The sequence below is a fragment of the Paracoccus sp. FO-3 genome (genome assembly GCF_006386455.1).
Taxonomy (GTDB): Bacteria; Pseudomonadota; Alphaproteobacteria; order Rhodobacterales; family Rhodobacteraceae; genus Paracoccus; species Paracoccus versutus.
This window is the reverse complement of record NZ_VCBQ01000047.1, coordinates 1-17,406: the sequence shown is the minus strand read 5'-3', so window position 1 is coordinate 17,406 and position 17,406 is coordinate 1. Positions and strand designations below refer to the sequence as shown.

Annotated in this window: 22 protein-coding genes; 12 read left to right on the top strand and 10 right to left on the bottom strand. The window is 69.0% G+C overall.

Going from position 1 to position 17,406, the window contains the following annotated elements:
- Nucleotides 1–58: 58 nt before the first annotated feature.
- The gene (locus tag FE811_RS14320; protein ID WP_072461665.1) at nt 59–541 is read left to right on the top strand and encodes a peroxiredoxin; all 483 of its coding nucleotides are present in this window, start codon (nt 59–61) and stop codon (nt 539–541) included.
- Here FE811_RS14320 and FE811_RS14315 read toward each other — a convergent pair.
- Nucleotides 475–1,188 carry a helix-turn-helix domain-containing protein gene (locus FE811_RS14315; RefSeq protein WP_036759025.1) on the bottom strand — a complete coding sequence of 238 codons (714 nt, stop codon included), beginning with the start codon at nt 1,186–1,188 and terminating at the stop codon, nt 475–477. The two genes, FE811_RS14320 and FE811_RS14315, sit on opposite strands and share 67 nt — an antisense overlap.
- Nucleotides 1,189–1,276: 88 nt before the next feature.
- On the opposite strand from FE811_RS14315, the gene FE811_RS14310 reads away from it, so the two are divergent.
- From FE811_RS14310 to FE811_RS14280, 7 genes are all read left to right on the top strand, one after another.
- Nucleotides 1,277–1,633 carry a DUF1428 domain-containing protein gene (locus FE811_RS14310; RefSeq protein WP_116222034.1) on the top strand — a complete coding sequence of 119 codons (357 nt, stop codon included), beginning with the start codon at nt 1,277–1,279 and terminating at the stop codon, nt 1,631–1,633.
- 11 nt (nt 1,634–1,644) lie between these two features.
- The gene (locus tag FE811_RS14305; protein WP_116222033.1) at nt 1,645–2,433 is read left to right on the top strand and encodes a VOC family protein; all 789 of its coding nucleotides are present in this window, start codon (nt 1,645–1,647) and stop codon (nt 2,431–2,433) included.
- Entirely contained in the window at nt 2,430–3,065 is a 636-nt protein-coding gene (locus FE811_RS14300) for a YceI family protein (RefSeq protein WP_116222032.1), read from the top strand. The genes FE811_RS14305 and FE811_RS14300 overlap by 4 nt, the downstream gene beginning before the upstream one ends.
- A 3-nt stretch (nt 3,066–3,068) precedes the next feature.
- On the top strand, nt 3,069–3,701 hold the full coding sequence (locus tag FE811_RS14295) for a glutathione S-transferase family protein (protein WP_116222031.1): 633 nt from the start codon (nt 3,069–3,071) through the stop codon (nt 3,699–3,701).
- Nucleotides 3,701–4,360, top strand: a complete 660-nt coding sequence (locus FE811_RS14290) for a glutathione S-transferase family protein (protein WP_208861602.1) — start codon at nt 3,701–3,703, stop codon at nt 4,358–4,360. The genes FE811_RS14295 and FE811_RS14290 overlap by 1 nt, the downstream gene beginning before the upstream one ends.
- Before the next feature lie 61 nt (nt 4,361–4,421).
- Nucleotides 4,422–7,514 carry a valine--tRNA ligase gene (locus FE811_RS14285; RefSeq protein ID WP_116222029.1) on the top strand — a complete coding sequence of 1,031 codons (3,093 nt, stop codon included), beginning with the start codon at nt 4,422–4,424 and terminating at the stop codon, nt 7,512–7,514.
- Nucleotides 7,515–7,583: 69 nt separating this feature from the next.
- Nucleotides 7,584–7,907, top strand: a complete 324-nt coding sequence (locus FE811_RS14280) for a DUF1992 domain-containing protein (protein ID WP_036759010.1) — start codon at nt 7,584–7,586, stop codon at nt 7,905–7,907.
- Here the strand turns inward: FE811_RS14280 and FE811_RS14275 are convergent.
- On the bottom strand, nt 7,904–8,581 hold the full coding sequence (locus tag FE811_RS14275; RefSeq protein WP_052096171.1) for a sirohydrochlorin chelatase: 678 nt from the start codon (nt 8,579–8,581) through the stop codon (nt 7,904–7,906). The genes FE811_RS14280 and FE811_RS14275 overlap by 4 nt on opposite strands.
- Before the next feature lies 1 nt (nt 8,582).
- Nucleotides 8,583–9,146, bottom strand: coding sequence for a DUF4202 domain-containing protein (locus FE811_RS14270; protein ID WP_036759070.1), 564 nt, complete (start codon nt 9,144–9,146; stop codon nt 8,583–8,585).
- Nucleotides 9,147–9,234: 88 nt separating this feature from the next.
- Here FE811_RS14270 and FE811_RS14265 point away from each other — a divergent pair, with 88 nt between their 5' ends.
- Nucleotides 9,235–9,744, top strand: coding sequence for an NnrU family protein (locus FE811_RS14265; RefSeq protein ID WP_036759006.1), 510 nt, complete (start codon nt 9,235–9,237; stop codon nt 9,742–9,744).
- On the opposite strand, the gene FE811_RS14260 is transcribed toward FE811_RS14265, so the two are convergent.
- Nucleotides 9,728–10,744 (bottom strand): FAD-binding oxidoreductase, encoded by a 1,017-nt coding sequence (locus FE811_RS14260; RefSeq protein ID WP_116222028.1) that lies wholly within the window; start codon nt 10,742–10,744, stop codon nt 9,728–9,730. The genes FE811_RS14265 and FE811_RS14260 overlap by 17 nt on opposite strands.
- Nucleotides 10,745–10,791: 47 nt before the next feature.
- Here FE811_RS14260 and mnmD point away from each other — a divergent pair, with 47 nt between their 5' ends.
- Nucleotides 10,792–11,448: a tRNA (5-methylaminomethyl-2-thiouridine)(34)-methyltransferase MnmD gene (gene mnmD / locus FE811_RS14255; protein WP_116222027.1), complete on the top strand. Its 657-nt coding sequence runs from the start codon at nt 10,792–10,794 to the stop codon at nt 11,446–11,448.
- Here the strand turns inward: mnmD and FE811_RS14250 are convergent.
- Complete coding sequence (locus FE811_RS14250; RefSeq protein ID WP_166435532.1) at nt 11,445–12,161, bottom strand: rhomboid family intramembrane serine protease; 717 nt, start codon at nt 12,159–12,161, stop codon at nt 11,445–11,447. The two genes, mnmD and FE811_RS14250, sit on opposite strands and share 4 nt — an antisense overlap.
- A 100-nt stretch (nt 12,162–12,261) precedes the next feature.
- Between FE811_RS14250 and FE811_RS14245 the strand changes: the two genes are divergently transcribed.
- Nucleotides 12,262–13,530 carry a 4-aminobutyrate--2-oxoglutarate transaminase gene (locus FE811_RS14245; RefSeq protein WP_116222025.1) on the top strand — a complete coding sequence of 423 codons (1,269 nt, stop codon included), beginning with the start codon at nt 12,262–12,264 and terminating at the stop codon, nt 13,528–13,530.
- Nucleotides 13,531–13,814: 284 nt separating this feature from the next.
- Here FE811_RS14245 and FE811_RS14240 read toward each other — a convergent pair whose 3' ends face one another.
- The 5 genes from FE811_RS14240 to FE811_RS14220 all read right to left on the bottom strand — a co-directional run bounded on the left by FE811_RS14240 (nt 13,815) and on the right by FE811_RS14220 (nt 16,664).
- Nucleotides 13,815–14,771, bottom strand: coding sequence for an acetyl-CoA carboxylase carboxyltransferase subunit alpha (locus FE811_RS14240; RefSeq protein ID WP_116222024.1), 957 nt, complete (start codon nt 14,769–14,771; stop codon nt 13,815–13,817).
- A gap of 72 nt (nt 14,772–14,843) precedes the next feature.
- Entirely contained in the window at nt 14,844–15,284 is a 441-nt protein-coding gene (locus tag FE811_RS14235; RefSeq protein ID WP_072461677.1) for a molybdenum cofactor biosynthesis protein MoaE, read from the bottom strand.
- A 1-nt stretch (nt 15,285) separates the two neighbouring features.
- Nucleotides 15,286–15,537 (bottom strand): molybdopterin converting factor subunit 1, encoded by a 252-nt coding sequence (gene moaD, locus FE811_RS14230; RefSeq protein ID WP_036759065.1) that lies wholly within the window; start codon nt 15,535–15,537, stop codon nt 15,286–15,288.
- Nucleotides 15,527–16,156 carry a CDP-diacylglycerol--glycerol-3-phosphate 3-phosphatidyltransferase gene (gene pgsA / locus FE811_RS14225; RefSeq protein WP_036758991.1) on the bottom strand — a complete coding sequence of 210 codons (630 nt, stop codon included), beginning with the start codon at nt 16,154–16,156 and terminating at the stop codon, nt 15,527–15,529. Before pgsA ends, moaD begins: the two co-directional genes overlap by 11 nt.
- A 67-nt stretch (nt 16,157–16,223) precedes the next feature.
- A complete protein-coding gene (locus FE811_RS14220) occupies nt 16,224–16,664 on the bottom strand; it encodes a helix-turn-helix domain-containing protein (RefSeq protein ID WP_116222023.1) in 441 nt (146 codons plus the stop codon).
- A gap of 93 nt (nt 16,665–16,757) precedes the next feature.
- Between FE811_RS14220 and FE811_RS14215 the strand changes: the two genes are divergently transcribed.
- Nucleotides 16,758–17,406, top strand: a 649-nt coding sequence (locus tag FE811_RS14215; RefSeq protein ID WP_181180871.1) for a cation transporter, incomplete at its 3' end; no start/stop codon positions are given.

Below are 17,406 nucleotides of genomic sequence, written 5' to 3'. Positions count from 1 at the left end.
CCGCGGCGCAGAGCCTATAGTCGCGCCCGGAACGATGCAATTGACGGAGGAACCGCGCATGTCCATCGCAAAAGGCGACAAGCTGCCCGAAGGCAAGCTGTTGAAACTGGGCGCCAACGGCCCCGAGGAAGTGGCCGCCGCCGACCTGGCCCAGGGCCTGGTGGCGATCTTCGCCGTGCCCGGCGCCTATACGCCGACCTGCACCAACGCCCATATGCCCAGCTTCGTGAAGAATGCCGGCAATTTCCGCGACAAGGGCGTCTCGCGCCTGGTCTGCATCACGGTGAACGACCCCTTCGTCGCCGGGAAATGGGCCGCGGATACCGGCGCGGCCGATGCCGGAATCGAGGTGCTGGCCGATGCCGACGGCAGCTTCACCAAGGCGCTGGGGCTGAACATCCAGGGTGCGGGCTGGATCAACGGCCGCTCGAAACGCTATGCCATGCTGGTCAACGACGGCACCATCGAAGAGCTTCAGGTCGAAGAGGCGCCCAGCGCCTGCTCGGTCTCGTCAGGCGAATCGCTGCTGGACCTGGTCTGAGGCTCCAGGCGGAACAGCGCCGTGAACTGCTGCGCGGCGCTGCGGTCGCCGCGCAGCGCCACCAGCCCGGCCGAGGCCAGCACCGCCGGCCCCGGCCCATAGACCGCGGCCGCCAGCGCATTGCCCGAACCCTCCAGCACGAAATCCGCCTCGGGCGCACGCACCGCCCGCACCTGCGGCGCACCTTGCGCGGAAAGCGCGACCTCGAATCCCTCCTTGCCCGAGACGAAGCCCGCGCGCAGCGGTGATCCGGCGGCAGCCGCCTGGTCCACCGTGGCCGCGATCGAGATCATCAGCGCGGAAATGCTGATGAATTTCCGCGGGTCGTGCCCCGGCATCAGCAGCGCCCAGCGGCACAGCTCGCGCAGCACCGGATGCAGCGCCCGGCCGGCATCGGTCAGCGCATAAAGCCCCAGCACGTCGTCATGCGCCACCACCCCCGCCTGCACCAGCTGGGTCAGGCGCTGGGTCAGCACGCTGGCCGTGACGCCCGGCAGCCCGGCGCGGATCATCTGGAAGCGCTTGGGCGCAAACATCAATTCGCGCACCACCAGAAGCGCCCAGCGGTCGCCGATGAAATTCAGCGCATGGGCGCCAAGGCACCCTTCTTCATAGCGCAGTCGCGAGATCTTGCCGGTATCAGTCATGTTTGGATATTAGCAGTTGCTTTTTCATACTTCAACTGCCAGCCTGCGACTCATTGGCGCATCTCGCGCCCGATGAGGAGGAAGAGAGATGACCTACTACTCCGGTTTCCTGCTGGCGGTTCCGACCGCGAACAAGCAGAAATACATCGACATGGCCAATGCGGCCTGGCCCATGTTCAAGCGCTATGGCGCGCTGCGCATGGTCGAGGCCTGGGGCGTGGACGTGCCCCACGGCAAGGTAAACGACTTCTACATGTCCACCCAGGCCAAGGACGACGAGACCGTGGTGTTCTCGTGGATCGAATGGCCCGACAAGGCGACCTCGGACGCGGCGCAGGAAAAGATGACCTCCGACCCCGAGATGCAGGCGCCGCCCGAGATGCCCTTCGACGGCATGCGCATGATGTGGGGCGGGTTCGAGCCCATCGTGGACGTGAAAGCCTGACGGAGGGAACCATGTATCACGGCAAACCCTGCTGGTTCGAGCTGTCCACCGCCAAGGGCGGGCTCGACGCGGCCGAGACCTTCTATGGCAAGGTCCTCGGCTGGACGACCGCCGATTCCGGGATGGAGGGCTTTACCTATCACCTCGCCAGCCACGGCGACGACATGGTCGCCGGGCTGATGGAGATGCCGGACGACTGCGCCGGCGTCCCGCCCTTCTGGATGATCTATTTCGACGTGGACGATGCCGATGCCACCGCGGCCAAGGTCAAGACCCTGGGCGGCAAGGTGTTTCGCGAGCCGGCCGACATTCCCGGCACCGGGCGCTTTGCCGTCCTCACCGACCCGCAGGGCGCGACTTTCGGCATCCTGCAACCGGCGCCGATGGACCCGCAGCCCCCGGTCGAATCCGGGGCCTGGAACCAAAGCAAGGAAGGCCACGGCAACTGGATCGAGCTGATGTCCACCGACCCCGGCGCGGGCTTCGACTTCTATGCCGAGCTGTTCGGCTGGACCAAGTCCACCGCCATGGACATGGGCGAGATGGGCACCTACCAGCTGTTTTCCTGGCAGGGCGGCGACATCGGCGGCATGATGGGCCTGGGCGAGGCGCCGGTGCCTTGCTGGCTGGCCTATTTCGGCGTGAACGGCGTCGATGCCGCCATCACCCGCATCCGCGAGGGCGGCGGCGAGGTTCTGCACGGCCCGATCGAGGTGCCCGGCTCGGCCTTCATCGCGGTGGCGCGCGACCCGCAGGGCGCGCATTTCGCCGTGGTCGGGCCCAAGGACGAAACGCCATGATCCGCGCATCCCTGATCGCGCTTGCCCTCTGGGCCGCACCCGCTGCGGCCCAGGAGGTGACGCCGGACAGCATCCCGCGCGGCCAGCAGGACTATCACGCCGCAGCCGCCGGGGCCTATCGGCTGGACCCGGCGCATTCGGCGGTGCAGGCCCGCGTGCCGCATATGGGCTTTTCGGTCAGCGTGTTCCGCTTTGGCGCCGTCTCGGGTCGGCTCGACTGGAACCCGGACGACCCGGCGCAAAGCCGGCTGGAAGCCGAGGTCGAGATCGCCTCGATCATGACCCCGGTCGCCGGCTTTGCCGAGATCCTGACCGGCCCGGACTATCTGGACGGCGCGGCGAACCCCACCGCGCGCTTCACCGCCGACAGTTTCGCGGCGGAAAGCCCGACCGAGGGCAAGGTTTCGGGCCAGCTGACGCTGCTGGGCCAGACCCGGCCCGCCACATTCGACGTGACCCTGATCGGCGCCGGCAAGGGCTATACCGGCGACGAATCCGGCAATCCGATCATCCGCGACCTGATCGGCATCCATGCCCGGACCCAGATCGACCCGCAGGCCCATGGCATGAACGAATTCTTCACCGATCCGATCACCATCGAAATCGACGCCGAGTTCGCCCGGCAGGAGTAAGCCATGACCTTCGTCATCACCACCTATGATTGGGTGCCGCCCTTTGCCGTGGGCTATGTCCGCGACCTGCGCATCCGCTGGGCCTGCGAGGAAGCCGGCCTGCCCTATCGGATCGAGACCACCAGCGTGCGCGAAAAGACCGCGCAGCATTTCGCCCGCCAGCCCTTTGGCCAGGTGCCGATCCTGCGCGACGGCGATCTGTCGCTGTTCGAAAGCGGCGCGATCCTGCTTTACCTGGGCGAGCGCGCCGAGGCGCTGATGCCGCGCGACGCCGCCGCGCGGGCCGAGACGCAGCAATGGCTGATCGCCGCGCTCAACACGCTGGAGCCCCCGGTGATGGCCATGGCGCTGGCGCGGATCTTCGACCAGGACGCGCGGGCCGAGGAACTGGCCCTGCCGCGCCTGCGCGAACGCCTGGCGCAGCTGGTGCCGGTGCTGGAGGGGCGGGATTTCATCGCCGCCGGCCGCTTCACCATCGCCGACATATTGCTGGCCGACGTGCTACGCCTCGTCGACAGCCTGGGCGAGCTTGCCGCCTATCCGGTGCTGGCGGCCTACATGAACCGCATCACCGCCCGCCCGGCCTTCCAGCGCGCCCATGCCGCACAAGTCGCGCATTTCGCGCAGGCCGCGTGATGCTGACGCTCTATGGCCACCCGCTGTCCTCCTATACGCAAAAGGTGCTGATCGCGCTTCACGAACTGGGGACGGATTTCGAGTTTCGCCACATCGACCTGGGTGACGAAAGCGACCGGGCGCTGATGCGCTCGGTCGAACCCATGGGCCGGATGCCGGCGCTGCGCGAGGGCGATCTGGTGCTGTCGCAAAGCTCGCTGATGATCGAATGGCTGGACCGGCATCATTCCGGGCCGCAGCGGCTCTTGGACCCAGACCCCGACGCCTCGCTGCCGGCGCGGCAATGGGATCGCTTCCTGGATTTCCAGGTCATGCAGATGATGCAGCAGATCGTCGATGCCCGCATCTTCATGGCCGAGGGGGCCGAGGAACGGGTCGCGCCCTTTGCCCGCGGCAAGCTGGACCTGGCCTATGCCGCGCTGGACCGCCAGCTTGACGGCCGCGACTGGATCGCCGGGGGCTTCGGCCTGGCCGATTGCGCGGCCTTTCCGGCACTGTTCTATGCCGGCGCCATCCATCCCTTTGCGGATCATCCGCGCCTGAGCGCGTATTTCGAACGGCTGGTGGCGCGACCCTCGGTCCAGCGGGTGATCGAGGGCGCGCGGCCCTATTACGGCTGGTTCCCGTTCAAGGACGGGATTGCAGCGCGGTTTCTCTAGCGCCTCTTGGCCTTTCGCCATGGTTTCGCTATCCCCTTGGGCAATTCAAGGGGTAAGCGACATGGCCATGGACAAGAATTTCGACGCCGGGACCGCCGAGGCGCGGATCGCGCGGGAATGGGCGGCAAGCAATGCCTTCGCCGCGGGCGCCAATGCGAAGCCGGGGGCGGAAAGCTTCTCGGTGGTGATCCCGCCCCCGAACGTGACCGGCAGCCTGCATATCGGCCACGCGCTGAACAACACCTTGCAGGACATCCTGGTGCGCTGGCACCGGATGCGCGGCTTCGACACGCTGTGGCAGCCCGGCCAGGACCATGCCGGCATCGCCACGCAGATGGTCGTGGAACGCCGCATGGCCGAGCGGCAGGAACCGAACCGCCGCGACATCGGGCGCGAGGCCTTCCTGCAGAAGGTCTGGGCCTGGAAGCAGGAATCCGGCCATACCATCATCGAGCAACTGAAGCGCCTGGGCGCATCCTGCGACTGGTCGCGCAACGCCTTCACCATGTCCGGCGCCCCCGGCGCGCCCGAGGGCGAGGAAGGCAATTTCCACGATGCCGTCATCAAGGTCTTCGTGGACATGCACGACAAGGGCCTGATCTATCGCGGCAAGCGGCTGGTCAACTGGGATCCGCATTTCGAGACGGCGATTTCCGACCTCGAGGTCGAGAACCGCGAGGTTCCCGGCCATATGTGGCATTTCAAGTATCCGCTGGCCGGCGGCGAGACCTATGAATACGTGGAACGCGACGCCGACGGCAACGTCACCCTGCGCGAGACCCGCGACTATATCTCCATCGCCACCACCCGGCCCGAGACCATGCTGGGCGACGGCGCGGTCGCGGTCCACCCGGACGATGCGCGCTATGCCCCCATCGTCGGCAAGCTTTGCGAGATCCCGGTCGGGCCCAAGGAACACCGCCGCCTGATCCCGATCATCACCGACGAATATCCCGACCCGGATTTCGGCTCGGGCGCGGTCAAGATCACCGGGGCGCATGACTTCAACGACTATGCCGTGGCCATGCGCGCGGGCATCCCGCTTTACGTGCTGATGGACGGCAAGGGGCGGATGCGCGACGACGGCCTCGGCTATGAGGAAAGCGCCGAGATCGCCACCCGCGCCGCGCGGGGCGAGGACGTGGGCGACGTCTCGAACGTGAACCTGGTGCCGGAGGAGCTGCGCGGCCTCGACCGCTACGAGGCGCGGGCCCGGGTGGTCGAGGCGATCACCGGCGAAGGGCTGGCCGTCACCTATCTGCACAAGTCCATCGACAAGGAAACCGGCGCCGAGCATCTGGAACGCCGCGCCCTGGTGGACAGCAAGCCGATCATGCAGCCCTTTGGCGACCGCTCGGGCGTGGTCATCGAGCCGATGCTGACCGACCAGTGGTTCGTGGACACCGCCAGGATCGTCGGCCCGGCGCTGGAGGCGGTGCGCTCGGGCCAGACCCGCATCCTGCCCGAGCAGCATGAAAAGGTCTATTTCCACTGGCTGGAGAACATCGAGCCCTGGACCATCAGCCGCCAGCTGTGGTGGGGCCACCAGATCCCGGTCTGGTACGGGCTCGACCTGCGGCTGGAGGGCCAGGTCGAGGACGACCATGACGGTGTCCTGGACGAGGTCGAAATCTTTGCCCTGCTGGAAGAGGGCCTGGTCCATCGCGACGAGATCCACCATGCCGCGTCGAGCCTTGCCGAGGTGGTCGAGAAGTTCCGCGATTCCATCGCCGAACTGCCGGTGCCGCTGGAGATGGCCCGCGTCATCGAGGTCGCGGGCCGCGAGGCCGCCATCGACGCCTTTGCCCAGGGGCTGGCCGATTACAACCTGACGCAGGATCCGACGAAGCTGGTCTATCCGGTCTGGCGCGACGCGGATGTGCTGGATACCTGGTTTTCCTCGGGGCTGTGGCCCATCGGCACGCTGGGCTGGCCCGAGGACACGGCCGAGCTGCGCCGCTATTTCCCGACCGACGTGCTGGTGACGGGCTTCGACATCATCTTCTTCTGGGTCGCCCGGATGATGATGATGCAGCTGGCCGTGGTCGGGCAGGTGCCGTTCCGCACCGTCTATGTCCACGGGCTGGTGCGCGACGAAAAGGGCGCCAAGATGTCGAAGTCGAAAGGCAACGTCATCGACCCGCTGACCCTGATCGACGAATACGGCGCCGACGCGCTGCGCTTTACCCTGACCAGCATGGCCGCCATGGGCCGCGACCCCAAGCTGGGGCCGAAGCATGTCGAGGCGAACCGCAATTTCGTCACCAAGATCTGGAACGCCACCCGCTTTGCCGAGATGAACGGCGTTCGCGGCGGCGGTGCGCGGCCCCAGCCCCGGCATGTGGTGAACCGCTGGATCATCGGCGAGGTCGCCCGCATCCGGCAGGCCACCGACGAGGCGCTGGCCGGCTTCCGCTTCAACGACGCGGCCTCGGGGCTTTACGCCTTCGTCTGGGGCAAGGTCTGCGACTGGTATGTCGAGTTCTCCAAGCCCCTGTTCGACGGCGAGTATCGCGAGGAAACACAGGCCACCATGGGCTGGGTGCTGGACCAGTGCTACACCCTGCTGCACCCGATCATGCCCTTCGTCACCGAGGAGCTGTGGTCCTTGACCGGGGATCGCCAGCGGATGCTGGTGCATGGCGACTGGCCCGCCTATGGCGCCGAGCTGATCGACGCCGAGGCCGACCGGCAGATGAACTGGGTGATCTCGCTGGTCGAGGCCATCCGCTCGGCCCGCGCCCAGATCGGCGTGCCGGCCGGCGCCCGCCCCGACCTGATCGTGACCGAGGCCGACGATGCGGCGCGGGCGGCGCTGGCCGCCAACGCCCCGCTGATCGAGCGGCTGGCGCGGGTGAACGCGCCGGTCGAGGGCGTCATGGGACCGGGCATGATCTCGGTCGCGGCGCTGGGGGCGAGCTTTGCCCTGCCGGTGGGCGCGATGATCGACGTCGGCGCCGAGACCGCGCGGCTGGAAAAGGCCGCCGCCAAGGCCGAGAAGGACGCCTCGGGCCTGCGCGGGCGGCTGGCCAATCCGCGCTTTGTCGAGAATGCCGAGCCGGAGGTGATCGAGGAGACGCGCGAGAAGCTCGCCGCGCTCGAGGACGACCTGGCCCGCATCCGCGCGGCGCTGGCGCAGCTGGCGGCGATGTAAGCCCCCGGCCCTTGCGCCGTGCCGGTGGCTCGGTCGCAGGGGTATTTGGGAAACGGAAAGGCGGGCGGGATGCGCTGGCTGGAACGGATTGCCGAACGGATGATGCTGAAGGCCAGGGCCGAGGGCAAGCTTTCGGGCCTGGAGGGCGAGGGCAAGCCCTTGCCGCAGCGGCATGAGCCCGAGACGGGCGAGGCCATCGGCTTTCGGATCATGGCCGAGGCCGGTGTCCTGCCCGAAGAGATCGTGCTGAAGAAGCGTATCGACGCCGAGCGCACGGCGCTGGCCGGGGTCCCGGAAGGGGCCGAGCGCGATGCGGCGCTGGCGCGAATCGCCGATCTGGAGATGCGCCGCGCCATCGCCATCGAGGCGCGGCGGCGGTTCATGAAGAGCTAAAGCGCGCGGCCGATGGCCCTGGCGATCATCGCCGGAACCTCGGGGGCAAGGCCGACGGGGGGCAGGAGGAGGCCTTGGAAGCCCGCCTGGGAGAGGGCCGCGGGCAGGTCGTCTGTGACGTGATCGGCCTGGGTGGCAAAGAGCGGCAGGCAGATCGCCTGCGCGGGCAGGCCGCGGGCGGCCTCGGCGATATGGGGCGCTTCCTCGATGAAGCCGCAGGTCGCGGCGGCGGCGTGCGGGGCGAGGCTTGCCGCGATCTGCCGTGCGGCCTCGGACGGCGCGCGCGAGCGGCCAGAGCCATGGGCAGCGACCAGCACATGGGTTTCGGCCAGCCGCCAGCCCTGCGCCTCGGCCGCCCCGGCGACCTGGGCGAGGCAGAGCGCGGGCAGGCCGGGATCGCTGCCGAAGGGCGGCAGGATGCGGGCCTGCGCCGCGCCGGCCAGCGCCAGCCGGCGGGGCAGTTCGCTGCGGGTGAACCAGCCCGTCGCCATGAACAGCGGATAGATCAGCGTCTCGTCATCCGCCCGGTCCAGCGCGCCGGGCATGGCCAGCGTCGCGCCCCGGACCTGCGCACCGGGGACATGGATGCGGGCGGCCAGCGCCTCGATGGCTTGTTGCTGCGGGGCGGGGTCGCCGGGCTGGCCATGGGCGACGATCAAAACCTGGGGCGGCACCCTATGCACGGAAGGCGGCGGCGAAGGGCTCGGGGATGGCGAATTCCTCCAGCGCGCGGGCGCGGGCCATGGCGGACATCTTGCGCGCGGTCTTTTCCACGATGCGCTGCAGTTCCTCGGCGTCGCGCCCCTCGGCGAAGGGGCCCATGTACCAGCGGATGAAGGTGAAGCAGGCCACGTCCTCCAGCGCCTGCACCGCGCCGTCGCGCTTGATGCCCTGCTTGGTCAGCATCTTTTCGGCCGCCGCGACATCTTCGTCGCCATAGCCGGCCTCGCGCATGATGCCGGCGATGCGGGCGGCGTGGCGGCGGCCCTGTTCGGTGCGCCAGGCCAGGTAGCCGGCGCGGTCCATCGGATAGGCGTCGCGCGGCAGTTGCCAGCGCTCGACATGCTGGCCGCGGCAGGCGATGCGCAGCGGTTCCGAGGCGTCGGGATAAAGCGCCTGCTGCTCGGCCGTCATGCGCTGGCCGTAGAGCAGCGCCTCGGGCTGGCCGTCGGGGCTGAGATGCGGATCGGCGGCATTGGCCTTGTCGATGGCGTCGAAAGCTTTCTGAAGGCGGGTCATGCGGTCCTCTTTTTGCGCCATCATGCCGCAGGAACGCGCGGCGTCAACGCGGATTGCCGTCCCGCGGGCGCAAGGCTAGGCTTCCGGCATGGAATGGGGCGAATTCGCATTGGCGCTGGCGGCCTTCCTGGGCTCGCATGTCATACCGGCGCGGCTGCGCGGGCCGCTGGTCGCGCGGCTGGGCAAGCGCGCCTATGTCGCCGGCTACAGCCTGCTGTCGCTGGCGCTGCTTTACTGGCTGATCCTGGCCGCGGGCCGGGCGCCCTTTGTCGAGATCTGGCCGCAGCAGCCCTGGATGCGCTGGCTGGTCAACCTGGTCATGCCGGTTGCGGTACTGGCGGCGACCCTGGGCGGCATGGCCGGGCTGATGGCCGGCTTTACCCTGTGGGGCGCGGTGCATCTGGTCGCGAACGGCGATTTGGCGCATGTCATCCTGTTCGGGCTGTTGCTGGCCTATGCGCTGTTCGGCCTGGCGATCAGTCTGCGGCGGGGCGCGTCGCTGCGCCTGACCTGGCCGCGCCTGGCCCTGGCAGCGCTGGCCTGGGCGGCGCTGCTTTACCTGCACCTGCCGGTGATCGGCGTCAGCCCCCTGCCCTGAGCTTGGGCCAGAAGCCCGGCGGGATGCGGTCGCGGCCCTCGAGCATCAGGTCGGCCAGCATCGCGGCAATGGCCGGCGCCATCGCCAGGCCGATCTTGAAGCCGCCATTGGCAACGTAATGGCCGGGCCGCCCCGGCCATGGCCCGACCAGCGGCGCCCGCGACCGGGCACGGGGCCGGATGCCGGCCCAGCGGTCGATCACCGGGGCATCCGCCAGCGCCGGGCACAGCACGCGGGCCTTGTCGATCACCGCCTCGAGCTGTTCGTCCGTCCGCCGCTCCAGCACGTCGCGTTCGGTGGTCGAGCCGATCGCCACCGTCCCGTCGGCATGGGGAATGACATGGATGCCGTCGGCAAAGACCTGCGGGGCATCGGCCATGTCCAGCGCCAGCAGGGCCGACTGGCCCTTGACGCCATTGCCGCCAAAGGGCGCCAGCCCCGCCGCCCCGGTCGCCCAGATCGCCGGGGCATCGGGGGCGGCCTGCCCCTCGACGATCTCGCCGCCCTGGGCGCGAATTGCGGCGGCCAGCGCCGCGCCGGCCCGGCGCGGGCTGATCCGGGCGGTCAGCCGGTCCACCAGCCACAGCCCCAAGGGCGAGACCGGGACCAGCGCCGCCTGCGGCCGTTCGGTCAGTTCCATCCCCGCCCATTGCGGCCAATGGGCGCGGGCGGCCCTGATCCGCTCGGCCATGCGCGCCTCGGCGCCTGGGGCCACGGGCTGGATGCGGCCGGTGCGGGCATAGCCGGGATCGACGCCGCCCGCGGCCCCGACCTCGGCCCACCAATCCGTAGCCGCGACCAGCGCGTCCAGCTGCACCTGCTTCTTGTCGTTCCAGTTCTCGGGCGCATGCGGCGCCAGCGCGCCCACATGCCCGCCCGAGGCGCCGGCGCCGATCCGATCCGCCTCGAACAGCCGCACCTTGCGGCCGCGCCGCGTCAGTTCCCAGGCGCAGGCCAGGCCGAAGATCCCGCCGCCCGCCACCGTGATTTCGCTTGCCATCCGGTCCCTTTCGCCGCATCTGCCGCTGCAAAGAGGAGTTAGCGCGAATGCAGCCGTCCGACCAGAGCAGCGCCGATCTGGACTGGCGCGAGGGCGCGATCCCCGTCTCGCGCCGCTTCGACGATCCCTATTTCAGCCTGAACGGCGGGCTCGACGAAACGCGCCACGTCTTCCTGGCCGGCAACGACCTGCCCCAGCGGCTGCGGCCGGGCTTTCACGTGGCCGAGCTGGGCTTCGGCACCGGGCTGAACCTGCTGGCGCTGGCCCAGGTCGCCACCGTGCCGATCCGCTTCACCAGCTTCGAGGCCTTCCCGATGAGCAGGGGCGAACTGGCCCGCGCCCATGCCGCCTTTCCCGAACTGGAGCCGCTGGCGCACCAGCTGCGCGACAATTGGCCGCAGCCGCGTTTCACCCTGGGCACCGTCGCGGCCGAGATCATCCGCGCCGATGCCCGCGACGCGCTGCCGCGCTGGCAGGGCCGCGCCGATGCCTGGTTCCTCGACGGCTTCTCGCCCGCGCGGAACCCCGAGCTTTGGGGCGAGGCGCTGATGGCCGAGGTGGCGGCCCATACCGCGCCGGGCGGCACCTTCGCCACCTATACCGCGGCGGGCCATGTGCGCCGGGCGCTGGCGGCGGCGGGCTTCGCGGTCAGCCGCGCCCCCGGCTTCGCCGGCAAGCGCCACATGAGCCGCGGCCAGCTCTAGCGCCGCACCCGCGGGATGCGCGAGGGGGCATAGCTCGGTGCATGCGGCGGCCGGCCATGGGTGCGCCGCCAGAAGCCCGGCCCGCCCCGGCGCAAAAAGACCGGCACCGCCAGCACGATCCCGGCCAGGAAACCGGCGGCATGGGCGACATAGGCCACGCCGTCGTCGACCATGCTGGCACTGGCCAAGAGCTGGATGCCGAACCAGGCCAGCAGCAGCACCCAGGCCGGGATGGTGAAGCGGCGGATGATGACGATGATGATGGCGATCACGTCGACGCGGGCGCGCGGGAACATCAGCAGGTATCCCCCCATCACCCCAGCGATGGCGCCCGAGGCGCCGACCATGGGAATGTCGCCCATCGGAACCGCGGCGATCTGCGCCCCCGCCGCGGCAAGCCCGCAGGCCAGGTAGAAGACCAGGAAGCCCAGCCCGCCCATCTGGTCCTCGAGGTTGTCGCCAAAGACCCACAGGAACAGCATGTTGCCGGCGAGATGCAGGATCCCGGCATGCAGGAACATATGCGTGGCCAGCCCCCAGAGCCATTCGCCATGGGCGATGGCGACCGGGTAAAGCGCCAGCCGGTGCCACAGCCCGACCTGCCCGCCCGCCCAGGGCATGGTGATCAGGAACATCGCCACGTTCAGCAGGATCAGCGCATGGGTGACATAGGGCGTGCGCGCCGAGGGGTTATGGTCGCGGATCGGGAACATGGCCACAGCCTGAAGCATCGCATGGGTGCGCGCAAGCGGGCCTGTTCGGATCGCCGGGCCGCGTATAGCATCACCTGCGAATCGCATCGAGGAGGGGCCGATGACCAGCCTGACCGACCGCAGGAACGCCGCCATCTCGCGCGGGGTGGGCATGACCACGCAGGTCTATGCCGAGCGCGCCGAGAATGCCGAGATCTGGGACAAGGACGGCAATCGCTATATCGACTTCGCCGCCGGCATCGCCGTGGTCAATACCGGCCACCGCCACCCGCGGGTGGTCGAGGCGGTGAAGGTGCAGCTCGACCGCTTCACCCATACCTGCCACCAGGTCGTGCCCTATGAAAACTACGTCGCCCTGGCCGAGCGGCTGAACGCGCTCGTCCCCGGCGAGGGGCCAAGGAAGACCGCCTTCTACACCACCGGCGCCGAGGCGGTCGAGAACGCGGTCAAGATCGCCCGCCACCACACCGGCCGCGCCGGCGTCATCGCCTTTGCCGGCGGCTTCCATGGCCGCACCTTCCTGGGCATGTCGCTGACCGGCAAGGTCCAGCCCTACAAGGCCGGGTTCGGACCGATGATGAACGACATCTGGCACCTGCCCTTCCCGAACCAACTGCACGGCGTCACGGCCGAGGACGCGCTGGCCGCGCTCGACCGGCTGTTCAAGGCCGACATCGACCCCTCGCGCGTCGCCGCCATCATCGTCGAGCCGGTGCAGGGCGAGGGCGGCTTCTACGAAGCGCCGCCGGGCTTCATCCAGCGCCTGCGCCAGATCTGCGACCAGTATTCCATCCTGCTCATCGCCGACGAGGTGCAGACCGGCTTCGCCCGCACCGGCAAGCTGTTCGCGATGGAACACCACGGCGTCGCCGCCGACCTGACCTGCATGGCCAAGGGGCTGGGCGGCGGGCTGCCGATCAGCGCCGTCACCGGCCGCGCCGACGTCATGGACAGCCCGGCGCCGGGCGGCCTGGGCGGCACCTATGCCGGCAACCCGCTGGCGGTCGCCGCCGCCCATGCCGTGCTGGACGTGATCGCGGACGAGGGGCTTTGCGACCGCGCCACCCGCCTCGGCCAGCGGCTCAAGCAGCGCCTGGCCGGGATCGCCGAGACTGTGCCCGAGATCGTGGACATCCGCGGCCCCGGCTTCATGAACGCGGTCGAGTTCAACATCGCCGGCACCGACAGGCCCAGCCCGGATTTCGCCAACCGCGTCCGGGAAGAGGCGCTGGCGCGCAAGCTGATCCTGCTGACCTGCGGTGTCCATGGCAATGTGATCCGCTTCCTCGCGCCGCTGACCATCCCCGACGCGGTCTTCGACGAGGCGCTGGACATCCTCGAGGCATCCATCCAGGCCGCCCGCGGCTGATTGCGCGCTTTCACCGTTTCGCAAATACTCCTGCGGCCGCGCCCAGGGGCAGCGTCGGCTGGGTATTTGGAAAACGGAAAGAACCGCCCCGCAAACCGCGGCGCGCCCGGTGCTTCTTCGTTGTCCAAATACCCATGCGGCAGCGCCAGCGGGCACTGCCGCATGGGTATTTGGACAACAGAGAAGATACGAAGGTTCGGCACCGGATCATGACGAGCCGGACCGGGGAGGCGTCGTACGCCTGTTTTCGTTTTTCGACTAGCCGACCAGAAGGCGGCGGGCGTTCAGGCCAGCGCCTTCGAGCCCATGGCCAGGAATTTCTGCCGCCGGTCGCGGATCAGCTCGACGGGCTTCCGGCCGGACAGCTCGCCCAGCATGGCCGCGATCGCCTCTCCCACCGCCGCGACCGCCTCGGCGGGTGCGCGCTGCGCACCGCCCATGGGTTCGGCGATGATGCGGTCGATTACCTCGAGCTTCTTCAGATCCTGCGCCGTCAGCTTCAGCGCATGCGCCGCCTCGCGCATCTTCTCGGCATCCTTCCACAGGATCGAGGCGCAGCCCTCGGGCGAGATCACCGAATAGATCGAATGTTCCAGCATGGCGATGCGGTTCGCCGTAGCAAAGGCCACCGCCCCGCCCGAGCCGCCCTCGCCGATGATGACCGAAACCAGCGGCACGCCGATCTGCAGGCATTTCTCGGTCGAGCGGGCGATGGCCTCGGACTGCCCGCGTTCCTCGGCGCCCTTGCCGGGATAGGCGCCGGGCGTGTCGACCAGCGTGATCACCGGCAGGCGGAAGCGGTCGGCGACATCCATCAGCCGGATCGCCTTGCGATAGCCCTCGGGGCGGGCCATGCCGAAATTGTGAAAGATGCGCGACTTGGTGTCGTTGCCCTTTTCATGGCCGATGACGACGCAGGGCTGGTCCTTGAACCGCGCCAGCCCGCCCATGACCGCGTGATCCTCGCCAAAGGCGCGGTCGCCGGTGAGCGGCGTGTATTCGGTGAAAAGCGCCTCGATGTAGTCGCGGCAATGCGGCCGTTCGGGGTGGCGGGCGACCTGCGTCTTGCGCCAGGGATCGAGCTGCCGGTAGAGGTCGCGCAGCATCTCCTCGGCCTTGCGGTCCAGGGCCGCCGCCTCCTTTTCCAGATCGACGCCCTCGCCCTTTCGGGCCAGCGCCCGCAGTTCCTCGGCCTTGCCTTCAAGATCGGCAAGGGGCTTTTCGAACTCCAGGTAAGTCATGCAGGGCTCCGCGCTGTCATCCGGTCGTCTGGTCCGCGCCCTATATGATCGCCGCAGGGCGGGATTGCAACGTCAGCCTTGCCACCGCGACAGCGCGTCCTCGTCCTCGGCTCGGGCATCGACCCAGGCGCCGGGGCCGTCCGGGCCGATCTCGCGCTTCCAGAAGGGGGCGCGGGATTTCAGCCAGTCCATCAGGTATTCCGCCGCCTCGAAGGCCGCCGCGCGGTGGCGGGCGGCGGTGGCGACCATCATGATCGGCTCGCCCACCGCCAGCCGGCCATGGCGGTGCAGGATGCGCCAGTCGTCCAGCGCAAAGCGCCGCGCTGCCTCTTGGCCATAGGCGGCCAGCGCCTTTTCGGTCATGCCGGGGTAATGCTCGATCTCCAGCGCGACCAGCCGGCCGCCTTCGTCACGCACAAGCCCGGTGAAGGTGACGACCGCGCCCGAGCCCGCGCCGAAGCCCGCCAGTTCGGCGGCAAGCTCGAAAGGCGCAGCCTGGACCCTGGCCGACATCTCAGCCCCCGGTCATCGGCGGGAAGAAGGCGACCTCGCGCACCCCCGCCAGGGGCGCGTCCAGGTCGGCCAGTTCCTGGTCGACGGCCACGCGCACCGCCGACAGGTCGGCCAGCGCCGTGGCATGCCATTCATCCATGGCGGCAAGCTGCGCCACCAGATCGCGCACGGTCGCGGCCTCGGTCTCGATCCGCTCGCGCGGCTGGCCGATGCGTTCGCGCAGCCAGGCGAAATACAGCACGTCAAGCGCCATGGTCATCCCTCAGGAAGGGCCGGGCCTTGGCGAAATAGTCCCAGCCGGTGATCGCGGTCAACACCGCGGCGATCCAGATCAGCGCCAGCCCGGCCTGGGTCGCCAGGTCCGACCAGTTGTCGGACCAGGGCAGGCTGGTCTCGCCCACCAGGGGCGGGTGGCCGGTTTCATAATAGTTCAGCCCGGTGCCCAGGAAAAGCACGGCGATGGCCACCATCTGCGCCGTGGTCTTCCACTTGGCAAGCTTGGTGACCTTGAGCAGCCGGGCCTTGTCGCCCAGGAATTCGCGCAGGCCCGAGACGAAGACCTCGCGGAACAGGATCACCGTCGCAGGCAGGATCAGCCAGGGATTCATGCCGGAATAGCCGGTGATGACCACCACGGCGATGATGACCATGGCCTTGTCGGCGATGGGGTCCATGGCGGCACCGAAGCGGCTTTCCTGGCCCCAGGCGCGGGCCAGGTAGCCGTCGAACCAGTCGGTCACGGCCGCGACCAGGAACAGCGCCAGCGCCGCGAAATCGGCGAACGGCCGGCTGAGGAAAAAGAACATCAGCGGCACCAGCGGCGCGGCCGCAAGTCGCAAAACGGTCAGGATATTGGGCAATGTCCAGCGCATGGGGGCAATCTAGGCTTTCGGCGCGGCGGGGGGAAGGGGGCCCGAGGCCATCAGTCGCATCCCGCTGTCAGGCCGGCTCGCCCTGCCCCGCCGCGCCGTGGTCATGGGTGCAAAGCGCATGGTTGCCCAGCACCTCGATCACCCGGCAGTCGGCGATGGTGCCGCAGGCGCATTGCGCCAGCATGCGCTGCAATTCGTCGCGCAACACCGTCAGCCGGGCGATGCGGGCATTGACCGCCGCAAGCTGGCGGCCGGCGATCTCGTCGGCGGCGGCGCAGGGGATGTCCGGCCGGTCCGACAAGCTCAGCAACTCGCGGATCGCCTCGAGCGGAAAGCCCAGGTCGCGGGCGTGGCGGATGAAGGCCAGCCGCTCTTGCACCTTCGGCGCGTAAAGCCGCTGGTTGCCCGCCGTCCGCTCGGGCTGGGGCAGCAGGCCGATCTGCTCGTAATAGCGGATCGTCGGCACCTTCACCCCGGTCGCCCGGCTGAGTTTTCCGATGGAGAGCATGAGAAACCCCTTGAAGCTCTAGTTGCTGGAGCACCTAGGTTCCCGAATCATCGAGGACAAGGGTCCGCGGTCTGCGCGGGCAGGAGATGAACGATGCGTGACGAAAATGCCGAACGGGTCGAATGGACGGTGACGGGCATGGACTGCGCCGCCTGCACCCGCAAGATCGCCGCGGCGGTCGAGCGGATGCCGGGGGTGGGCGAGGTCTCGGTCGGGCTGATGGCCGAGAAGCTGTCGCTGACGCTGCACCCGGACGGGACAAGCCGCGACCAGATCGAGGACACGGTTCGGCGCCTGGGCTTTGGCATCGCGCCGCGCGGGCAGGAGGCACCGCGCAAGAAGGCCTTCGTGCTGCCCGATGCCGCGCCTGCGGCGGCCGTGGCACCGGCAGCCGTCCCGGCCACGCATGGCCACGACCATGGCGCTGCCCGCGGCCAGAGATGGCATCGCACCGCCAAGGGCCGGCTGGTCGTCATGACCGGCGTGCTGCTGGCGGCGGCCTGGGCCTTCGAACTGCTGACCACGGCCGAATGGGGCTATTGGGCCTTCCTGCTGGCCTGCGTGATCGGCGTCGCCCCGGTGGCGCAGCGCGCCTTCGCGGCGCTGCGCATGGGCCAGCCCTTCACCATCGAAAGCCTGATGACCATCGCCGCCGTCGGCGCCCTCTTCATCGGTGCGGCCGAGGAGGCGGCGCTGGTCGTGTTCCTGTTCGCCCTGGGCGAGGTGCTGGAGGGCGTCGCCG